This window comes from Amycolatopsis thermoflava N1165 (assembly GCF_000473265.1).
Classification (GTDB): Bacteria; Actinomycetota; Actinomycetes; order Mycobacteriales; family Pseudonocardiaceae; genus Amycolatopsis_E; species Amycolatopsis_E thermoflava.
Genome location: NZ_KI421511.1, coordinates 4898099 through 4913113, shown reverse-complemented (window position 1 = coordinate 4913113; position 15015 = coordinate 4898099). Strand labels below are relative to the sequence as shown.

Below are 15015 nucleotides of genomic sequence, written 5' to 3'. Positions count from 1 at the left end.
GGTTATTCCATGTGGACTATATTGTGTGGAAGTCTGGCTGGGCAAGCTGGGCCGACTGGTACTCAGAACGCTCGCGACGAAGAACATACGAGCGGTGCGGCCGTAGAACCGTTCCTCGATCGCCCGGACCGGCCGCGTGCACCACCTGGAGCAGCCCGCCGGTCGTGAGGACCTGCACGTGATGGGCGACCGTGCTCTTGGGGCGTTACCACGCGGCCGCGAACTCGCTCACGGTCGCGGCTCGCTCGCGCAGCAACTGCAGGATCCGAGTGCGCAACGGGTGCCCGATCGCCTCCACCTGGGCCGGGCTGGTCAGCGCCCATCCGATCGTGACGCCGAACGAGAAACCCGGCGTACACGAGTGCCGGTCCCAGCGCCTCAGCCTCGGCGATCCCCGGACTACGAGCCGGCCGAAGCCGACGAGTACTTCGAGGAGGACCTGCCCTCGGCGCGTGAGCTCGCCAGTTCCACCCCGCACGCGGAGTTGTTCGTCTACCCCGGCGACCAGCACCTCTTCGCCGACTCCTCGCTTCCCGCGCACGCCGCCGAAGCGGCGGGGACGCTCCTGGACCGCGTGCGGGCTTTCCTCGCGTCGGTGCCTTAGCGGCGGGGTCAGTGCGCGGCTTCGTCCCGGACGGCGGCGATGTGGTTGCCGATCAGCGCCTGCAGGGGCTCGGCGTCGCCGTCGGCGAGCAGGTCGCAGATGCGCTCGTGCTCGGCCAGGATGATCGGCGGGCGCACCGTGTTGTCCCGCAGCGCGGTGTTGACCATCCGCAGCTGGCGGTCGCGCAGGCCGGAGTAGAACTCGGCGAGCAGGGCGTTGCCCGCGGCCTCGACGAGCGTCGCGTGGAACTCGCGGTCGAGCTGGGTGAAGCGGGCGGTGTGCTCGGGCATCGACACGGCGCGCTGCTCGTCGAGCACGGCGCGCATCTTCGTGGCGACCTCGCGGTGCGTCCCGGCGGCGATGATCTTCGCGGCCGCGTGTCGCTCCAGGAAGATCCGGGCCTCGGCGATGTCGTGCACCTCGTTGGGTGACACCGGGACGACCAGCGCGCCGCGCTTCGGGTAGAGCCGGAGCAGGCCTTCGGCGGACAGCCGCAGGAACGCCTCGCGGACCGGGGTGCGGGACAGCTCCAGCGCCTCGGCGACCTCGCCCTCGCTGATCAGCCGTCCGCCTTCGAGGCGGCCGTCCAGGATGCGGTCCTTGGTCCACTGGTAGGCCCGGTCGCCGGCCGCCTGTGAGCGGTCCCTCGTTGACATGCGCGCATCGTAGCCAGGAGGCTGATAGATACAAGATAGATGCAACAGGAGGTGATCCGGTGGCCGCGGGCAGGGCTTGGCTGATGTGGGGGCTGGGGGCGCTGTGCTACCTGACTGCGTTGTTCCACCGGATGAGCCTCTCGGTCGCCGGTCTCACCGCCCAGGAGCGGTTCTCGATCGACGCGACCGGGCTGGCCGCGTTCTCCGTGGTGCAGCTCGTGCTCTACGCGCTGCTGCAGGTGCCCGTCGGCGCGGCCGCCGACCGGTTCGGGCCGCGGCGCCTGCTGGCGCTCGGGATGGCGCTGATGGCCGCGGGGTCGATCGTGTTCGCGCTGGCCACGGCCTACCCAGCCGCGATGGCGGGCCGCGCGCTGATCGGCGCCGGTGACGCGTTCCTGTTCGTCAACGTGCTGCGGCTCGCGCACAACTGGTTCCCCGGCCGCCGGTACGCGCTGGTCGCGGCGCTCACCGGGATGATCGGCGGGCTCGGCCAGCTGATCGCGACCGCGCCGCTGGCCGCACTGCTCACCGGGTTCGGGTGGACGCCCGCGTTCCTGGTGGCCGGCGTGATCACGGCCGTGCTGCTGGTCGCGGTCGGCGTCGCGCTGCGGGACGGCCCGTCGGTGGCGGTGCGCGAGGAGCCGCGGGAACCGTTGCGGGTGAGCCTGCGGCACGCGTGGCGCAACCGCGGGACGCGGCACGCGATGTGGACGCACTTCACGTTGATGGGCGCGTTCGTCACGTTCACCGCGGTGCTCGGGCAGCCGTACCTGGTGCACGCGCAGGGCCGCACCCCGGCGGCGGCGAGCGCGCTGCTGACCGTGGTGGTGGGCGGCTTCGTACTGGCCGGGACGTTCGCCGGGCAGCTGGCGTCCCGGCGTCCCGGCGTGCGCGGGCCGATGGTGGCCTGGGCCGCGGTGGTGAGCGTCGCGTGCTGGGCGGTGCTGGTCGTGGTGCCCGGACCGCTGCCGGTGGCCGTGCTCGGGCCGGTGCTGTTCCTGATCGGCGCGGCGGGCGCGGTGAGCATGCTCGCCTTCGACCTGGCGCGCTCGGCCAACCACGGCCACCAGGCCGGGGTGGCGAGCGGCGTGGCCAACATGGGCGGATTCACCTTCGCGGTGGTCGCCGAGCTGGGGGCCGGCCTGCTGCTGGACGAACTGCTGCGGCACGGGGTGGCCGGGCCGCTGGCCTACCGGCTGTCGTTCCTGGTCGCGCTGGTGATGGGACTGGCAGGCACCGTGCGGCTGCTGACGCTGCACAAGCACGCCGGAGTGCGCCCGCGCGAGCTGGAGCTGGCCGCCTAGCCGGAGGTTCTGCGCCGGTGGGCGGGCCCACCGGCGCAGAACTGAAAACTCAACGCGGCCAGGCCGAAGCCCGCCACGCGCCGGAACCCGGCTGCGGCAACGGCCGCCGCACCAGGGCGGCGCGGTCGGCCCAGAACGAGGTCCGCTCCGGCTTCTCCGGCTCCTCGCCCGGCGCGGACGCGGCCGCGGCCACCACGGCGGTCAGCGCCGCCAGCTCGGCCTCGCTCGGGTCGCCGCGCACGATGCGCAGCAACGGCCGGGCGGGCGGGGTTTCCTCGGACTCGCTCATCGCTCCCCCTTACAGCGGGATGTTGCCGTGCTTCTTGGGCGGCAGCGTCTCGCGCTTGTCACGCAGCATGGACAGCGCGCGGGCCACGTGGCCGCGCGTGTGCGACGGCACGATCACCGAGTCGACGTAGCCGCGCTCGGCCGCCTCGTACGGGTTGAGCAGCGTGTCCTCGTACTCCTGGATCAGCTCGGCCCGCAGCGCCTCGACGTCCTTGCCTTCCTCGGCGGCCTTGGCGAGCGTCTTGCGGTGCACGATGTTCGCCGCGCCCTGGGCGCCCATCACCGCGACCTGCGCGGTCGGCCACGCCAGGTTGATGTCCGCGCCGAGGTGCTTGGAGCCCATGACGTCGTAGGCGCCGCCGTAGGCCTTGCGCGTGATGACCGTGACCAGCGGGACCGTCGCCTCGGCGTAGGCGTAGATCAGCTTCGCGCCGCGACGGATGATGCCGTTCCACTCCTGGTCGGTGCCCGGCAGGAAGCCCGGCACGTCCACGAACGTCAGCACCGGCACGTTGAACGCGTCGCAGGTCCGCACGAACCGCGCCGCCTTCTCGGAGGCGTCGATGTCGAGGCAGCCGGCGAACTGCGTCGGCTGGTTGGCGACCACGCCGACCGCGTGCCCGTCGACCCGGCCGAACCCGACGATCACGTTCGGCGCGAACAGCTCCTGGACCTCCAGGAACTCGCCGTCGTCGAGCACGCGGGTGATGACCTCGTGCATGTCGTAGGGCTGGTTCGGCGAGTCCGGGATCAGGGTGTCCAGCTCGAGGTCGGACTCGGTGACGCCGTCGGCGATCGACCCGTCGGTCGGCTCCGGCGAGTCGAACACCGGCGGCTCGGACAGGTTGTTCGACGGCAGGAACGACAGCAGCTCCTTGACGTAGGCGATCGCGTCCTCCTCGTCGGTGCCGAGGTAGTGCGCGTTGCCCGACTTGGTGTTGTGCGTCCGGGCGCCGCCCAGCTCCTCGAACGTCACCTCTTCGCCGGTCACCGTCTTCACGACGTCCGGACCGGTGATGAACATGTGCGAGGTCTGGTCGACCATCACGATGAAGTCGGTGAGCGCGGGGGAGTAGACGTGCCCGCCCGCGTTGGCGCCCATGATGAGCGAGATCTGCGGGACGACACCGGAGGCCTTCACGTTGCGGGTGAAGATCTCGCCGTACAGGCCGAGCGAGACCACGCCCTCCTGGATGCGCGCGCCGCCGCCCTCGTTGATGCCGATGATCGGGCGGCCGGTCTTGATGGCCAGGTCCATCACCTTGACGATCTTCTCGCCGTAGACCTCGCCGAGCGAACCGCCGAACACGGTCACGTCCTGGCTGAACACGCACACCGGGCGGCCGTCGATGGTGCCGTACCCGGTCACCACGCCGTCGCCGTACGGGCGGTTGCGCTCCTGCCCGAAGTTCGTCGACCGGTGCCGTGCCAGTTCGTCGAGCTCGACGAACGAGCCGGGATCGAGCAGCAGGTCGATCCGCTCGCGGGCGGTCTTCTTGCCCTTCGCGTGCTGACGCTCCACGGCACGGGCGGACCCGGCGTGCACCGCCTCGTCGTTCCGGCGGTACAGGTCGGCCAGCTTCCCGGCCGTGGTGTGGATGTCCGGCTCCTCCGCCGGAGGCGTCCCGATCGGCTCCGTCGCGCTGCTCATGACGGGAGCCTATCTACTGCGCAAGGGGCGCGTGTGTGGCGTGAACCTCACCTGGCGAACCGCGACCACGCGTCGAGCAGCCGCCGGGCCGATCCGCCGACCGGCCCGACCGCGTCGGCCAGGGTCTGCGCGTCCGGCAGCTGAGCCGAGTCGATCGCCGCCACCGCCTGCGCGGCGTCCGAAATGGTCGACGAGCAGACCGACAGCAGGTAGTCCGGCACGGTCAGGGCCGGGTCGGTCACCCCGACCACGGGCGTGCCGACCGCGGTGACCAGCGGGAACACCGTGCCCGGGATGCCGATGGCGGCTTCGGCGCGGGCCGCGGCCTGCACGGACGCGACGTCGCTGATCTCGTACCGGTCCCACAGCGTGCGGTCCTCACGCGGGTGCAGGCCGACGAGGATCCGTTTGCCTGCCGCCGCGAGTTTCTCCGCCGACGCGAGCAGCAGTTCGGTGCCGGGCGCCGCGGAACCGGTGCCGTCCGGGTGGGTGACGCTGGTGAGCACCAGGACGAGACCCGGCTCCGGCTTGCGCTCGGGCAGGCCGTCGGTCTGCGGCGAGCCGACGACCTCGATGCGTCGGCGCGTGCCGAGGTAGGCGCCGAATGCGCGGGCCTCGGCCGGGGAGGACGAGGTGACCAGCCGCGGGTGCAGCTCCTTCGCGCGCGGAGCTTCGACCGCCTGCTGGTAGGCGAGCGAACTGGCGACGAGCGGCAGCTTCCGGAAGCGGGCCGCGCAGTCGGCGGGCCAGTCCCCGGCTCCGGTGACGACGAGCAGGTCCGCCCGCGGCGCGGTGTCCGGCGTCGCGACCGGCACCAGGTCGCCGGGGGTGATCCGGCTGAGGTCAGGTACCAGCTGCGTCAGCCGCCAGCCGCGCCGCGCGGCCTCGGTCAGCAGCGGTTTGACGTGGTAGGTGCCCCACGGCTCGTTGGTCGCGATCAATACCCGCGGCGCATGCGAAGCGGCCGCGGTCCCACCCCCGAGGGCGGCGAGCGCGAGGCCACCACCGAGCACCGCGCGCCGGGTCACCGGATTCGTCATGATCGACAAGCTAGGCCGCGCGGACGGCGGGCGGGTGAACAGCGAGCGAACGCTGTCGCTGCTCGCTGCGCTCCGGCACTTCACTTTCGTGACGTTGCCGAGGTCGAGGCGGCCTTGAACACGAGGCGCAGCCCGCGCCGGCCGGGACAGTTCCCACCGCAGCAGCTCGAACCGCAGCCGGGGCCCCACGCTCCGCCGCGAAGCGGAGCACGTGCACCGCGAAGTCGAGCACGTGCACCGGGAACCAGGTGGCCAGCTCGCCGGGCTCGGTCAGTGCCTGCCAGACCTTCTCCGGCGGGTGCTTCAAGTGGCGCTCGAAGACGAGCGCGGCGAGGCCGTCCGGCTGACGGCGCAGTTCACCGAGATCGGTCACCGCACCTTCTCCTCGTAGCGCTTGGTCAGCAGGGCCGTGCGCTCCTCGGGCCACGGGCAGCGGATCTCGCCGAAGGTGGCGGCGAAGAACAGCTCCAGGTGGGTGTGCCAGGCGGCCAGCAGCTCGGCCCGCAGGTGCTGCAGCGCGAACGGGACCGTCTGCGTGAGTTCGATCCGGGTGCCGAGTTCGGCGTCCGCGACGATCTCGAACCGGACCCGGCCCGCGGGCGCGCCGTCGTGCAGCCACTCGTACTCCAGCACGTGCGGCGCGGACGCGGTGACGATCTTCCCCGCGGGCACGTAGCCGTTGGTGGCGCGCAGTGGTGGCGGGCCGCCGGGTTCGACCGGGGAGTCCTCGGTGAGCAGCTGCCAGATCTCGGCGCCGGGCTTCCAGACCAGATCACGGGCGAACCGCAAGTCGTACCCGGCGGCCGTTTCGTGCACCGAGCCGTCGCCGAGGCCGAACTGGTCGATGTAGTGCTCCATCGCGGGCAGCCAGTCCGGCGGCGGGGGCGCGTCGGCGCCGTCCAGCCGCGCGGTCAGTGCGCCGAGGCAGGTGTCCCAGCCGATCGCGTTCCGTCCGGCGGCCAGCCGCCCGATGTCGCCGCCGCCGATCGTCTGGGTGAACACCAGCAGGCAGCCGTCGCCGTCCGGCACCAGCTCGAACCGCAGCACGTCGAGGTTCCAGGTGAAGGCGAACACCTTCGGCGGGTCGAATTCGAGGACCTCGCCGGTGCCGCCGTCGTCGACGGGCGCGTCGCCGGGGAAGACGAACCGGATCGGCGCGCCGATCCGCGCCTCGGTTTCGACGCGCGCCGGGAACCAGTGCGCCAGCTCGGCCGGGTCGGTGACGGCTCGCCAGACCTTCTCGGGCCGGTGCCGCAGCCGCCGTTCGAAGCGCAGCACGGGTTTTCCGGCGATGGTGCGGAATTCGGTCACCTCGGGTCCTCCATCGAGTCCAGGTGGCGTTCGAGGGCGTCCAGGCTTGCGTTCCACATGCGCCGGTAGGGCGCCAGCCAGGCGTCGATCTCGGCGAGCGGCTCCGGGCGCAACCGGTACCAGCGGCGTTGCGCGTCCTGCCGGACCTCCACCAGCCCGGCTTCGCGGAGCACCTTGAGGTGCTTGGACACCGCGGGCTGGGTGAGGCGCAGGCGCTCCACGAGGTCCCCGACCGGGCGCTCCGACGTGCGGAGCAGGTCGAGGATCTCGCGCCGCCGCGGCTCGGCGAGTACCTCGAACGTTGATGCCATATAAGGAATATAACCCGCGAGGAATATAAGTCAAGCTGTCACATCGGTGTGCCCCGGGCACGTTGAAGTGCCTTCTTCCGCGGCTGCGCCGGCCGGGACAAGATCGGCTCATGAGCGAAGAACTCCTCGACCTCGTCGGTGGCCGCCAGTTCGGCACGCTGGCCACGATCCGCCGCGACGGCAGGCCGCAACTGTCCACAGTGGTCTACGGCTGGTACCCGGCGGAGAAGCTCATCCGGATCAGCTCGACCGCGGACCGCGCGAAGGTGCGGAACCTGCGCCGGGACCCGCGCGCGGTCCTGCATGTCGCGGCGCCGGACGGGTTGGCGTACGCGGTCGTGGAGGGCGACGTCGACGTGTCGCCGGTCAGCGCTGAGCCGGGGGACGCGACCGGACGGGAAATGGCCGAGCTCGCCTCGCGGTTCGAGGATCCGTACGCCGATCTCGACCGCTTCTACCAGCGGATGGTCGACGAGCGGCGCGTGGTGATCCGCCTCCCGGTGTCCCGCGTGTACGGTCTCCCGCCCGGCGCGCTTCCCGTGCCGGACTAGAGCCCGAGGCCGCGCAGCAGGATGTCGAACCCCTGCCGGAACTCCTCCTCCGGCGGGATCGACCGGGCCTGCGCGGCGGTTTCGGACAGGATCGGGAACTCCTCCGGCGGCAGGTCGGCCAGCGCGGCGGTGCCCGCGCCGGACAGCGCTCCGAAGTGTTCCACCTGCAACGCGCCGAACACGTAACCCACGATCGTCCGGAACGCGATCGCCCGGCGCTTGCCGGTGAGGCCCGCGTCCGTCAGGACGGTCAGCATCGTCTCGCCCCAGCGGATCGAACTGGGCACGCGGTGGCGGTGCATCAGCAGCAACGGCACCACCGCCGGGTGCCGCGAAACCGCGATCCGGACCCGGTCGGCCAACACGCTCAACCGCTCCGCGGCCGAACCGCGCGGCACTGTCACGTCGATCGCCTGCAGCACCAGGTCGACCACCAGGCCTTCGAGCTCGTCGCGGTCCGACACGTAGCGGTAGAGCGACATCGTGCCCATGCCGAGCTCCTTGGCGACCGTGCGCATCGACAGCGCGTCGAGCCCCTCGCGGTCGAGCACGGCCAGTGCCGCGGTGGCGATCTGCGTGGTGGTCAACGAGCGGGGTCGTGGCATGGCGTTTGACAGCGTACAGCATACGCGCATACGTTCGTAGGCGTACACCACACGCTTACGAAGGGGTCCACCATGCGTGAGTTCGAACTGGACGCGGTCGGCGGCGAGCGCGTCCGCGTTCCCGACCCGGAACGCCTGGTCCACCTGCAGTTCCGGCGCTTCGCCGGCTGCCCGATCTGCAACCTGCACCTCCGCTCGGTCGTGCAGCGGCACGCCGAGATCGAAGCCGCCGGCATCCGCGAGGTGGTCTTCTTCCACTCGCCCGCCGACGAGCTGCGCGGCTACGACCTGCCGTTCGCCGTCGTCGCCGACCCGGACAAGCGGTACTACCGCGAGTTCGGCGTCGAGTCCGGCCGCCGCGCGCTGCTGCACCCGCGGACGTGGGGCGCGATCGTGCGGGGCTCGGCCCTGACGCTGCTCGGCAAGTACCGCCCGCCCGCGGTCCGGCAGGAGGGCGGACGGCTCGGGCTGCCCGCGGATTTCCTGATCGACTCCGGCGGCCGCGTGGTGGCGCGGAAGTACGGCGAGCACGCCTACGACCAGTGGTCGGTCGACGAGCTGCTGGCCCTCGCGCGGACGGCGGTGGTCCGGTGAAGCGCGGGCTGATGCTGTTCACGGATTCCTTCGGCAGCGGCGCTTCCTCGGCGGAGGTGTTCGGCTGGGCGCTCAGCTACGCGGCGGAAGCCGAGCTCGCCGGGTGGGACGAGGTGTGGACCACCGAGCACCACTTCACCAGCGCCGTGCACACCCCGTCGGCGGTGGCGATGGCGGCGTTCCTGCTCGGGCGCACCGGTCTCGGCGTCGGCACCGCGGTCGCGGTGCTGCCCAACCACCACCCGGTCGCGCTGGCCGAGCAGGCCGCGCTGCTGCACCACGTCGGCGACGGGCGGTTCACACTCGGCGTCGGGCGCGGCCAGCCCCGCGTGGACCTGGAGGTCTTCGGCGACGGGCTCGCCGGGTACCGCGACATCTCGGGACGGCTCGCCCAGTTGTCGGAAGCCTTGCGCACCGGCGAGTTCGACGACTTCCGGATCGTGCCGGACGTGCCGGGGCGGTCGCCGCTCGCGTTGTCCGCGGCCTCGGTGCCGACCGCGCGGATGGCCGGCCAGTTGGGGTTGCCGATCATCCTCGGACCGTTCGTCGGCATCGCCGACAAGCGCGCGATGATCGAGGCGCAGGCGGAGGCGGCGGCTGAGCACGGGCACCGGATCGACCCGGCCGACAACGTCGATTCGAGCTACTTCGCGATCGCCGACACCTCCGACGCGGCACAGGAGTCGCTGGTCGACGGGCTGCGGGCGATGCTGCTGCGCGGCGCGCCGGGCGCGCGGTGGCTGGTCGAGCAGCCGGAGATGACGGCCGACCGCGCGGATGCGATGGCGCGGCAGCTCGTGCGCAACGTGATCGCCGGCGACCCGGACGAGTGCGCGCGGCAGTTGCGTGAGCGGGAGGAGCTGCTCGGCGCGGGCCGGATCATCCTGATGCCCGAGGGAGCGGGCTCGGCCGGCGCGGTGCTGCGCACGGTGCGGCGGGCGGGCGCCGAAGTCTTCACAGGGGCTCGCTGCTCCGCTTGAATCGGACGATGAGCACAGGTGGCTTGTCGAAAGCCCGGCTGGGGCGGCTCCACGACGTGATGGCCGGTTACGTCGAACGCGGCGAGGTCCCCGGGGTGATCACGCTCGTCGAGCGCCACGGGGAAGCGCACGTGGACGTGCTCGGTTCGGTCGCGTTCGGCGGCCCCGCGTTGAGCCGGGACAGCCTGTTCCGCATCAGCTCGATGACCAAACCCATCGCCGCGGCGGCCGCGATGGCGCTCGTCGAGCAGTGCCGGCTCCGGCTCGGCGAGCCACTGGACGAACTGCTGCCGGAGCTGGCGAGCAGGCGGGTGCTCGCGAGGATCGACGGGTCGCTCGACGAGACGGTGCCCGCCGAGCGGGCCATCACGCTGCGGGACCTGCTCACGTTCCGGATGGGGTTCGGCCAGCTGTACCTGCCGGAGGAGCCGCCGATCGTGCGGGCGGCGAACGAGGCGGGCATCGGGATGGGCCCGCCGAGGCCGTCGGAGATGCCGGGGCCGGACGAGTGGATGCGGCGTCTCGGCTCGTTGCCGCTGATGTGCCCGCCCGGCGGCCGCTGGCTGTACAACACGGGTTCGGACGTGCTGGGCGTGCTGCTGGCGCGGGTGGGCGGTTCGCTGGAGGAGGTGCTGCGCGAGACCGTGCTGGACCCGCTGGGGATGGACGACACGCGGTTCACCGGGGACGCCGGCCGTCTGGTCACCGCGTACGGGGGTGACCAGACGGTCTACGACCCGCCGGACGGCGAGTGGTCCCGCCCGCCCAGCTTCCCGTCCGCCGCGGCCGGCCTCGTGTCCACAGTGGACGACCTGTTGCGCTTCGGCCGGATGATGCTCCACTTCGGACGTTGTGGCAGCGGGCGGGTGCTGGCGCGGCCCACGGTCGAGGCGATGGTCACCGACCAGCTCACGCCGGGGGACAAGGCGGTGTCCGGCTTCTACCCCGGCTACTTCGACACGCGCGGCTGGGGCTTCGGCCTGTCGATGACCACCGCGCGCGACGACATCGCGTCGGTGCCCGGCCGTTTCGGCTGGGACGGCGGGCTCGGCACGTCGTGGTTCTCCGATCCGAAGGAGGACCTGGTCGGGATCCTGCTGACGCAGAAGGCCGGGTTCCCGCAGTACAACAACCTGTACCTGGACTTCTGGACCTCGGTGTACCAGTCAATCGCGGATTAGCGCGGCCTCCTCGTCGGGGGTGAGCCCGGCCTTGCGCGGGCGGTCCAGGCCGCGGGCGCGTTCCTCGTCGAGGGCCGCGTGCACGGTGTCGGCGAGCGGGCGGATCTCCAGCCCGGCCGCCTGCGCCGCCGACGCGTCGTGCGCGGCGAGGCCGTGGTGGCTCGCCGGCAGCCACAGCGGCAGCGACTTCGGGCCGAACCACGGTTGGACGCCCGCTGCGGTCAGGGTTTCCTCGGTGACCGGGACCAGTTCGGTGCCGGGCGGGGCGACGAGGTCGGCGATCTCCTCCAGCACGGGGCCGAGCGGAGCGACCGGGCTGACCGCGTCGAAGGCGCCGGTGAGGCGCTGCTCGCCCGCCGTCACGATCCACGCCGCGAGGTCGCGGACGTCGACGTGCTGGAACGGCTGCTTCGGGGTGTCCGGCACCACCACGCGGCCGCCGCGGCTGAAGCGGGACGGCCAGTAGCCGAAGCGGTCCATGTAGTCACCCGGGCCGGTGATCTGCCCCGGCCGCACGATGAACAGCCGGTCACCGAGGGCGTCCCGCGCCGCGTGCTCGCAGGCGACCTGCACGCCGCCGTAGACCTCGGGCGTCATCTCGGCCAGGTCGATCCGGTCGCGTTCGATCGGTTCGTGCTGCGGGGCTTCCGCGGTCTGGCCGAGCGTCGCGGTGTCCGCGTAGGTGTTGATCGTGGAGACGTACGTCCAGTGCCGGGTGGTGATGGTGCGCAACGCGTCCCGGACCCAGCGCAGCCCGGTGTACGCGATGTCGACCACCGCGTCGAAGCGCTCGCCCGCCAGTACGTCGATGGAGCCCGGCTCGTCCCGGTCGACACGCACGTGCCGCGCGCCGTCCGGCACGCTCCCCGACACGCCGCGCGCCGCGCACACGACCTCGTGCCCGCGCCGGACCGCTTCGGCCGCAACGGTTTTCGAGAGGAACGACGTCCCGCCCAGTACCAGCACCCGCATGTGATCGACTCTGCCCGAGTCCGTCCGCGGCGGGCCAGGGATTTCGCGCAGAGCGGATCAGGCCAGCGGGGTCAGCAGCCGGTGCGGCTCCCGCAGCGCGACGCTCACCGGGTCGTCCCGGAGGCCGGGCTTCGCGCCGGGGCCGAGGCTCACCATCAGGTCCGCCGGGCCCGGGACGGTCCGGCAGCGCGGGCAGAGCCCGGACTCGGTGACGGCCGTGCCGCAGTCCGCGTGGCTGAAGACGCGCCGCGGCCCGGCGGGCGGCCCGAACTCGTGCTCGCCCCACTGCGCCAGCGCGAACACCGCGGGCCACAGGGCGATGCCGCGCTCGGTGAGGACGTACTCGTGGCCGGACGGCCGCGGCCGCCGTTCGAGCAGGCCCGCGGCGACCAGGGACTTCAGCCGGTCGGTGAGGACGGCGCGCGGGATGTCCAGGTGCGCGCACAGGTCGCCGAACCGTCGGACGCCGTAGAAGAAGTCCCGCAGGACGAGCAGCGTCCACCGTTCGCCGACGACCTCCAGCGCCCGCGCCAGTGAGCAGTCCTGGGTCGCGTAGTCCTTGCCGAGTGCCACGACCCAAGCATAGCGACTGGTTCAGTTATTGAACTGCTGCTGCTAGGGTCACTGCTAGTTCATTGACTGAACTGGAGGGGTGATGGCAACGCTGGTGATCGCGTGCGCCGCGGCGTTCCTGGTGCTGGTGAACTTCACCGCGCCGCTCGCCACGCTCGGCGAGATCGCGGACGCGCTCGGGGCGGGGCCCGCCGGGCAGACGTGGATCCTCGGGAGCATCAGCCTCGGCCTGGCCGCGGCGCTGCTGATCGCGGGGACTCTCGCGGACACATTCGGCCGCAGGCGGGTGTTCGTGCTGGGCGGCGCGGGGCTCGCGGCCGGCAGCGTGCTGTGCGCGCTGGCGCCGGCGACCTGGGCGTTCGTCCTCGGGCGCATAGTGCAGGGCGTGGCCGGGGCGGCGTTGCTGGTGTCCAGCCTGGGCCTCATCGCGCACGCCCACCCGGCCGGGGCGGCGCGCGTGCGGGCGACGGGGATGTGGGGCGCGATGCTCGGCGGTGGGATCACCGTCGGGCCGGTGATGGCCGCGCTGCTGACCGCGCCGGCGGGCTGGCGGTCGGTGTACTGGCTGATCGCGCTGCTCGGCGCGGCGGTGGCGGCCGCAGGCGCCCGGTTGCCGGAGTCCCGGGGGATCCCGCGGCCGACGGACTTCGCGGGCCTGCTGACGCTGGGGCCGGGAATCGCGCTACTGGTCGCGGCCCTGACCGAGGCCCGTGCGGGCTGGGGCGCGGATGTGTTGGTCTGGGCGGCGCCCGCGGTGGTCCTGCTGGCCGTGTTCGTCGTGGTCGAGCTGCGGGTCGCGGAGCCGATGATCGACCTGAGGCTGCTGCGTGCCCCGGCCTTCCGCGCGGCCACGACGGGAGCGCTGACCAGCGGGATCGCGGTCGTGTCGTTCATGACGTTCCTGCCCAGCCTGTTGCACCGGCTGCTCGGGCTGACCCCGCTCGCCGCGGCGGCGGTGGCGTCGATCTGGTCGGGCGTGTCGTTCGTGGTGGCCGCCCAGGCCCGGCGGGTGACGGTACGGCTGGGCGACCGCCGCCAGGCCGCGCTGGGGCTCGGCCTGTGCGCGGCCGGGGAGCTGGCCACGCTGGGGCTGACCACGCAGTCGTCGTGGTGGCACTTCGTGCCCGGGCTGGCCGTCGCGGGCGTGGGAACCGGCCTGTCGAACGCGGCGCTGGCCGGGCTCTCGGTGCGAACCGTGCCGCCCGACCGAGCCGCGATGGGCACCGGGGCCAACAACACGGCCCGCTACGTCGGATCGGCGCTGGGGATCGCCCTGGTCGCGGTCGTGCTGGCCGCGGCGCCCGGCCCTGGCGGGGTGAACTACGCGGCGGCGATCACGGGCGCGCTCGCGCTGCTCGGCGCTGTGCTGACAGCCCTGGGCCGGGAGCGCGTTCCGGAGCACGGGCTGGTGAGCAGCGGACGGGGCTAGCGGGTCGTCCTCCGTCCGCTGCTCGCCGTCATCGCGCCAGGAGGTCGCGCAGCGCCTTGATCACCTCCGCCGGACCCTCCTCCGCCATGAAGTGGCCCGAGGTCACCGTGCGGTGGTCGAGGTCCGGCGCCCACTTCCGCCACACCGCTGCGGCGTCGTAACCGAGTGCGGCGCCCCAGTCCTGCTGCAGCACGGTCACCGGCATCGTCAGGTGGCGGCCGGCTTCGCGGTCGGCGGTGTCGTGCGTGATGTCGATCCCGGCGGTCGCCCGGTAGTCGGCGACGATCGAGGTCACCGCTTCGCGGGAGGCGCGCAGGTACTCGGCCCGCACGTCCGCCGGGATCGCATCCGGGTTCTGCGTCCACGCGTCCAGGAAGTAGCCGAAGAACTCGTCCGGCACGGCGGCGATCATCTTCTCCGCCAGCCCGGGCGGCTGCGCCATCAGGTACAGGTGGAACCCGACGGCCGCGCTCGCGCCGTGCATCACGTCCCACATGTCCAGCGTGGGCAGCACGTCCAGCGACGCCAGGTGCGTCACCGCGTCCGGGTGGTCCAGTCCGGCGCGGATCGCGACCAGCGCGCCGCGGTCGTGCCCGGCCAGCGCGAACCGCGGGTGCCCGAACGCGCGGGCCACCGCCACGACGTCGGCGGCCATCGTGCGCTTGGAGTACGTCTCGCCGGTGTCCGCGGGCTTGTCGCTGTCGCCGTAGCCGCGCAGGTCCGGCACGATCACGGTGTGGTCGGCGACGAGGTCGGCGGCCACGTGCCGCCACATCAGGTGGGTCTGCGGGAAGCCGTGCAACAGCACGACCGGGCTGCCGGAACCGCCGATGGCCACGTTGAGTGAAACGCCCTCGGCGACGGGAACCCGCTGGTAGTCGAATCCGGTGATCTGCATGGCACCGAGCTTGCGCCGGCCCGGTCAGCAACGGATCAGCACGCGCTCAGCGGCTACAGTGCGGGGT

18 protein-coding genes are annotated in these 15015 nt (G+C 72.4%); 7 read left to right on the top strand and 11 right to left on the bottom strand.

From position 1 onward, the window contains the following. The first annotated feature begins 361 nt into the window (after positions 1 to 361). Positions 362 to 604: a dienelactone hydrolase family protein gene (locus tag AMYTH_RS0124195; RefSeq protein WP_027932472.1), complete on the top strand. Its 243-nt coding sequence runs from the start codon at positions 362 to 364 to the stop codon at positions 602 to 604. A gap of 8 nt (positions 605 to 612) precedes the next feature. Here AMYTH_RS0124195 and AMYTH_RS0124190 read toward each other — a convergent pair whose 3' ends face one another. Further along, the gene (locus AMYTH_RS0124190) at positions 613 to 1260 is read right to left on the bottom strand and encodes a GntR family transcriptional regulator (protein WP_027932471.1); all 648 of its coding nucleotides are present in this window, start codon (positions 1258 to 1260) and stop codon (positions 613 to 615) included. A gap of 59 nt (positions 1261 to 1319) precedes the next feature. On the opposite strand from AMYTH_RS0124190, the gene AMYTH_RS0124185 reads away from it, so the two are divergent. Continuing rightward, on the top strand, positions 1320 to 2564 hold the full coding sequence (locus tag AMYTH_RS0124185; RefSeq protein WP_228684940.1) for an MFS transporter: 1245 nt from the start codon (positions 1320 to 1322) through the stop codon (positions 2562 to 2564). A 49-nt stretch (positions 2565 to 2613) separates the two neighbouring features. On the opposite strand, the gene AMYTH_RS0124180 is transcribed toward AMYTH_RS0124185, so the two are convergent. The 6 genes from AMYTH_RS0124180 to AMYTH_RS0124150 are packed head-to-tail and all read right to left on the bottom strand — an operon-like array spanning position 2614 to position 7165. Next, on the bottom strand, positions 2614 to 2853 hold the full coding sequence (locus AMYTH_RS0124180; protein ID WP_027932469.1) for an acyl-CoA carboxylase epsilon subunit: 240 nt from the start codon (positions 2851 to 2853) through the stop codon (positions 2614 to 2616). A 9-nt stretch (positions 2854 to 2862) separates the two neighbouring features. Continuing rightward, entirely contained in the window at positions 2863 to 4503 is a 1641-nt protein-coding gene (locus tag AMYTH_RS0124175) for an acyl-CoA carboxylase subunit beta (RefSeq protein ID WP_027932468.1), read from the bottom strand. Between the two features lie 47 nt (positions 4504 to 4550). Continuing rightward, positions 4551 to 5543 (bottom strand): hypothetical protein, encoded by a 993-nt coding sequence (locus AMYTH_RS0124170; protein ID WP_027932467.1) that lies wholly within the window; start codon positions 5541 to 5543, stop codon positions 4551 to 4553. 10 nt (positions 5544 to 5553) lie between these two features. After that, entirely contained in the window at positions 5554 to 5916 is a 363-nt protein-coding gene (locus tag AMYTH_RS49015; RefSeq protein WP_157360659.1) for an SRPBCC domain-containing protein, read from the bottom strand. Next, positions 5913 to 6854: an SRPBCC family protein gene (locus AMYTH_RS0124155; protein WP_027932466.1), complete on the bottom strand. Its 942-nt coding sequence runs from the start codon at positions 6852 to 6854 to the stop codon at positions 5913 to 5915. Before AMYTH_RS0124155 ends, AMYTH_RS49015 begins: the two co-directional genes overlap by 4 nt. Then, positions 6851 to 7165: an ArsR/SmtB family transcription factor gene (locus tag AMYTH_RS0124150; RefSeq protein WP_017986838.1), complete on the bottom strand. Its 315-nt coding sequence runs from the start codon at positions 7163 to 7165 to the stop codon at positions 6851 to 6853. The genes AMYTH_RS0124155 and AMYTH_RS0124150 overlap by 4 nt, the downstream gene beginning before the upstream one ends. Positions 7166 to 7275: 110 nt before the next feature. Between AMYTH_RS0124150 and AMYTH_RS0124145 the strand changes: the two genes are divergently transcribed. Beyond that, on the top strand, positions 7276 to 7716 hold the full coding sequence (locus AMYTH_RS0124145) for a PPOX class F420-dependent oxidoreductase (RefSeq protein ID WP_027932465.1): 441 nt from the start codon (positions 7276 to 7278) through the stop codon (positions 7714 to 7716). On the opposite strand, the gene AMYTH_RS0124140 is transcribed toward AMYTH_RS0124145, so the two are convergent. After that, entirely contained in the window at positions 7713 to 8321 is a 609-nt protein-coding gene (locus AMYTH_RS0124140) for a TetR/AcrR family transcriptional regulator (protein ID WP_027932464.1), read from the bottom strand. The two genes, AMYTH_RS0124145 and AMYTH_RS0124140, sit on opposite strands and share 4 nt — an antisense overlap. Before the next feature lie 72 nt (positions 8322 to 8393). Between AMYTH_RS0124140 and AMYTH_RS0124135 the strand changes: the two genes are divergently transcribed. The 3 genes from AMYTH_RS0124135 to AMYTH_RS0124125 are packed head-to-tail and all read left to right on the top strand — an operon-like array spanning position 8394 to position 11076. Next, positions 8394 to 8915: a peroxiredoxin-like family protein gene (locus tag AMYTH_RS0124135; RefSeq protein ID WP_027932463.1), complete on the top strand. Its 522-nt coding sequence runs from the start codon at positions 8394 to 8396 to the stop codon at positions 8913 to 8915. Continuing rightward, positions 8912 to 9895: an LLM class flavin-dependent oxidoreductase gene (locus AMYTH_RS0124130; protein WP_027932462.1), complete on the top strand. Its 984-nt coding sequence runs from the start codon at positions 8912 to 8914 to the stop codon at positions 9893 to 9895. The genes AMYTH_RS0124135 and AMYTH_RS0124130 overlap by 4 nt, the downstream gene beginning before the upstream one ends. 8 nt (positions 9896 to 9903) lie before the next feature. Next, entirely contained in the window at positions 9904 to 11076 is a 1173-nt protein-coding gene (locus AMYTH_RS0124125) for a serine hydrolase domain-containing protein (RefSeq protein WP_027932461.1), read from the top strand. On the opposite strand, the gene AMYTH_RS0124120 is transcribed toward AMYTH_RS0124125, so the two are convergent. Together AMYTH_RS0124120 and AMYTH_RS0124115 are read right to left on the bottom strand one after the other, a co-directional pair. After that, entirely contained in the window at positions 11062 to 12048 is a 987-nt protein-coding gene (locus AMYTH_RS0124120) for an NAD-dependent epimerase/dehydratase family protein (protein ID WP_027932460.1), read from the bottom strand. The genes AMYTH_RS0124125 and AMYTH_RS0124120 overlap by 15 nt on opposite strands. Positions 12049 to 12105: 57 nt before the next feature. Next, a complete protein-coding gene (locus AMYTH_RS0124115; RefSeq protein ID WP_027932459.1) occupies positions 12106 to 12621 on the bottom strand; it encodes a winged helix-turn-helix transcriptional regulator in 516 nt (171 codons plus the stop codon). A gap of 82 nt (positions 12622 to 12703) precedes the next feature. On the opposite strand from AMYTH_RS0124115, the gene AMYTH_RS0124110 reads away from it, so the two are divergent. Continuing rightward, positions 12704 to 14050, top strand: coding sequence for an MFS transporter (locus AMYTH_RS0124110; RefSeq protein WP_027932458.1), 1347 nt, complete (start codon positions 12704 to 12706; stop codon positions 14048 to 14050). Positions 14051 to 14078: 28 nt separating this feature from the next. On the opposite strand, the gene AMYTH_RS0124105 is transcribed toward AMYTH_RS0124110, so the two are convergent. Then, positions 14079 to 14948, bottom strand: a complete 870-nt coding sequence (locus AMYTH_RS0124105) for an alpha/beta fold hydrolase (protein ID WP_027932457.1) — start codon at positions 14946 to 14948, stop codon at positions 14079 to 14081. Positions 14949 to 15015: the final 67 nt, after the last annotated feature.

Coding starts and splice junctions, on each gene's coding strand:
- AMYTH_RS0124190 (WP_027932471.1), bottom strand. CDS start 1,260: ATGTCAACGAGGGACCGCTCACAGGCGGCCGGCGACCGGGCCTACCAG.
- AMYTH_RS0124180 (WP_027932469.1), bottom strand. CDS start 2,853: ATGAGCGAGTCCGAGGAAACCCCGCCCGCCCGGCCGTTGCTGCGCATC.
- AMYTH_RS0124175 (WP_027932468.1), bottom strand. CDS start 4,503: ATGAGCAGCGCGACGGAGCCGATCGGGACGCCTCCGGCGGAGGAGCCG.
- AMYTH_RS0124170 (WP_027932467.1), bottom strand. CDS start 5,543: ATGACGAATCCGGTGACCCGGCGCGCGGTGCTCGGTGGTGGCCTCGCG.
- AMYTH_RS0124150 (WP_017986838.1), bottom strand. CDS start 7,165: ATGGCATCAACGTTCGAGGTACTCGCCGAGCCGCGGCGGCGCGAGATC.
- AMYTH_RS0124145 (WP_027932465.1), top strand. CDS start 7,276: ATGAGCGAAGAACTCCTCGACCTCGTCGGTGGCCGCCAGTTCGGCACG.
- AMYTH_RS0124140 (WP_027932464.1), bottom strand. CDS start 8,321: ATGCCACGACCCCGCTCGTTGACCACCACGCAGATCGCCACCGCGGCA.
- AMYTH_RS0124135 (WP_027932463.1), top strand. CDS start 8,394: ATGCGTGAGTTCGAACTGGACGCGGTCGGCGGCGAGCGCGTCCGCGTT.
- AMYTH_RS0124125 (WP_027932461.1), top strand. CDS start 9,904: ATGAGCACAGGTGGCTTGTCGAAAGCCCGGCTGGGGCGGCTCCACGAC.
- AMYTH_RS0124120 (WP_027932460.1), bottom strand. CDS start 12,048: ATGCGGGTGCTGGTACTGGGCGGGACGTCGTTCCTCTCGAAAACCGTT.
- AMYTH_RS0124110 (WP_027932458.1), top strand. CDS start 12,704: ATGGCAACGCTGGTGATCGCGTGCGCCGCGGCGTTCCTGGTGCTGGTG.
- AMYTH_RS0124105 (WP_027932457.1), bottom strand. CDS start 14,948: ATGCAGATCACCGGATTCGACTACCAGCGGGTTCCCGTCGCCGAGGGC.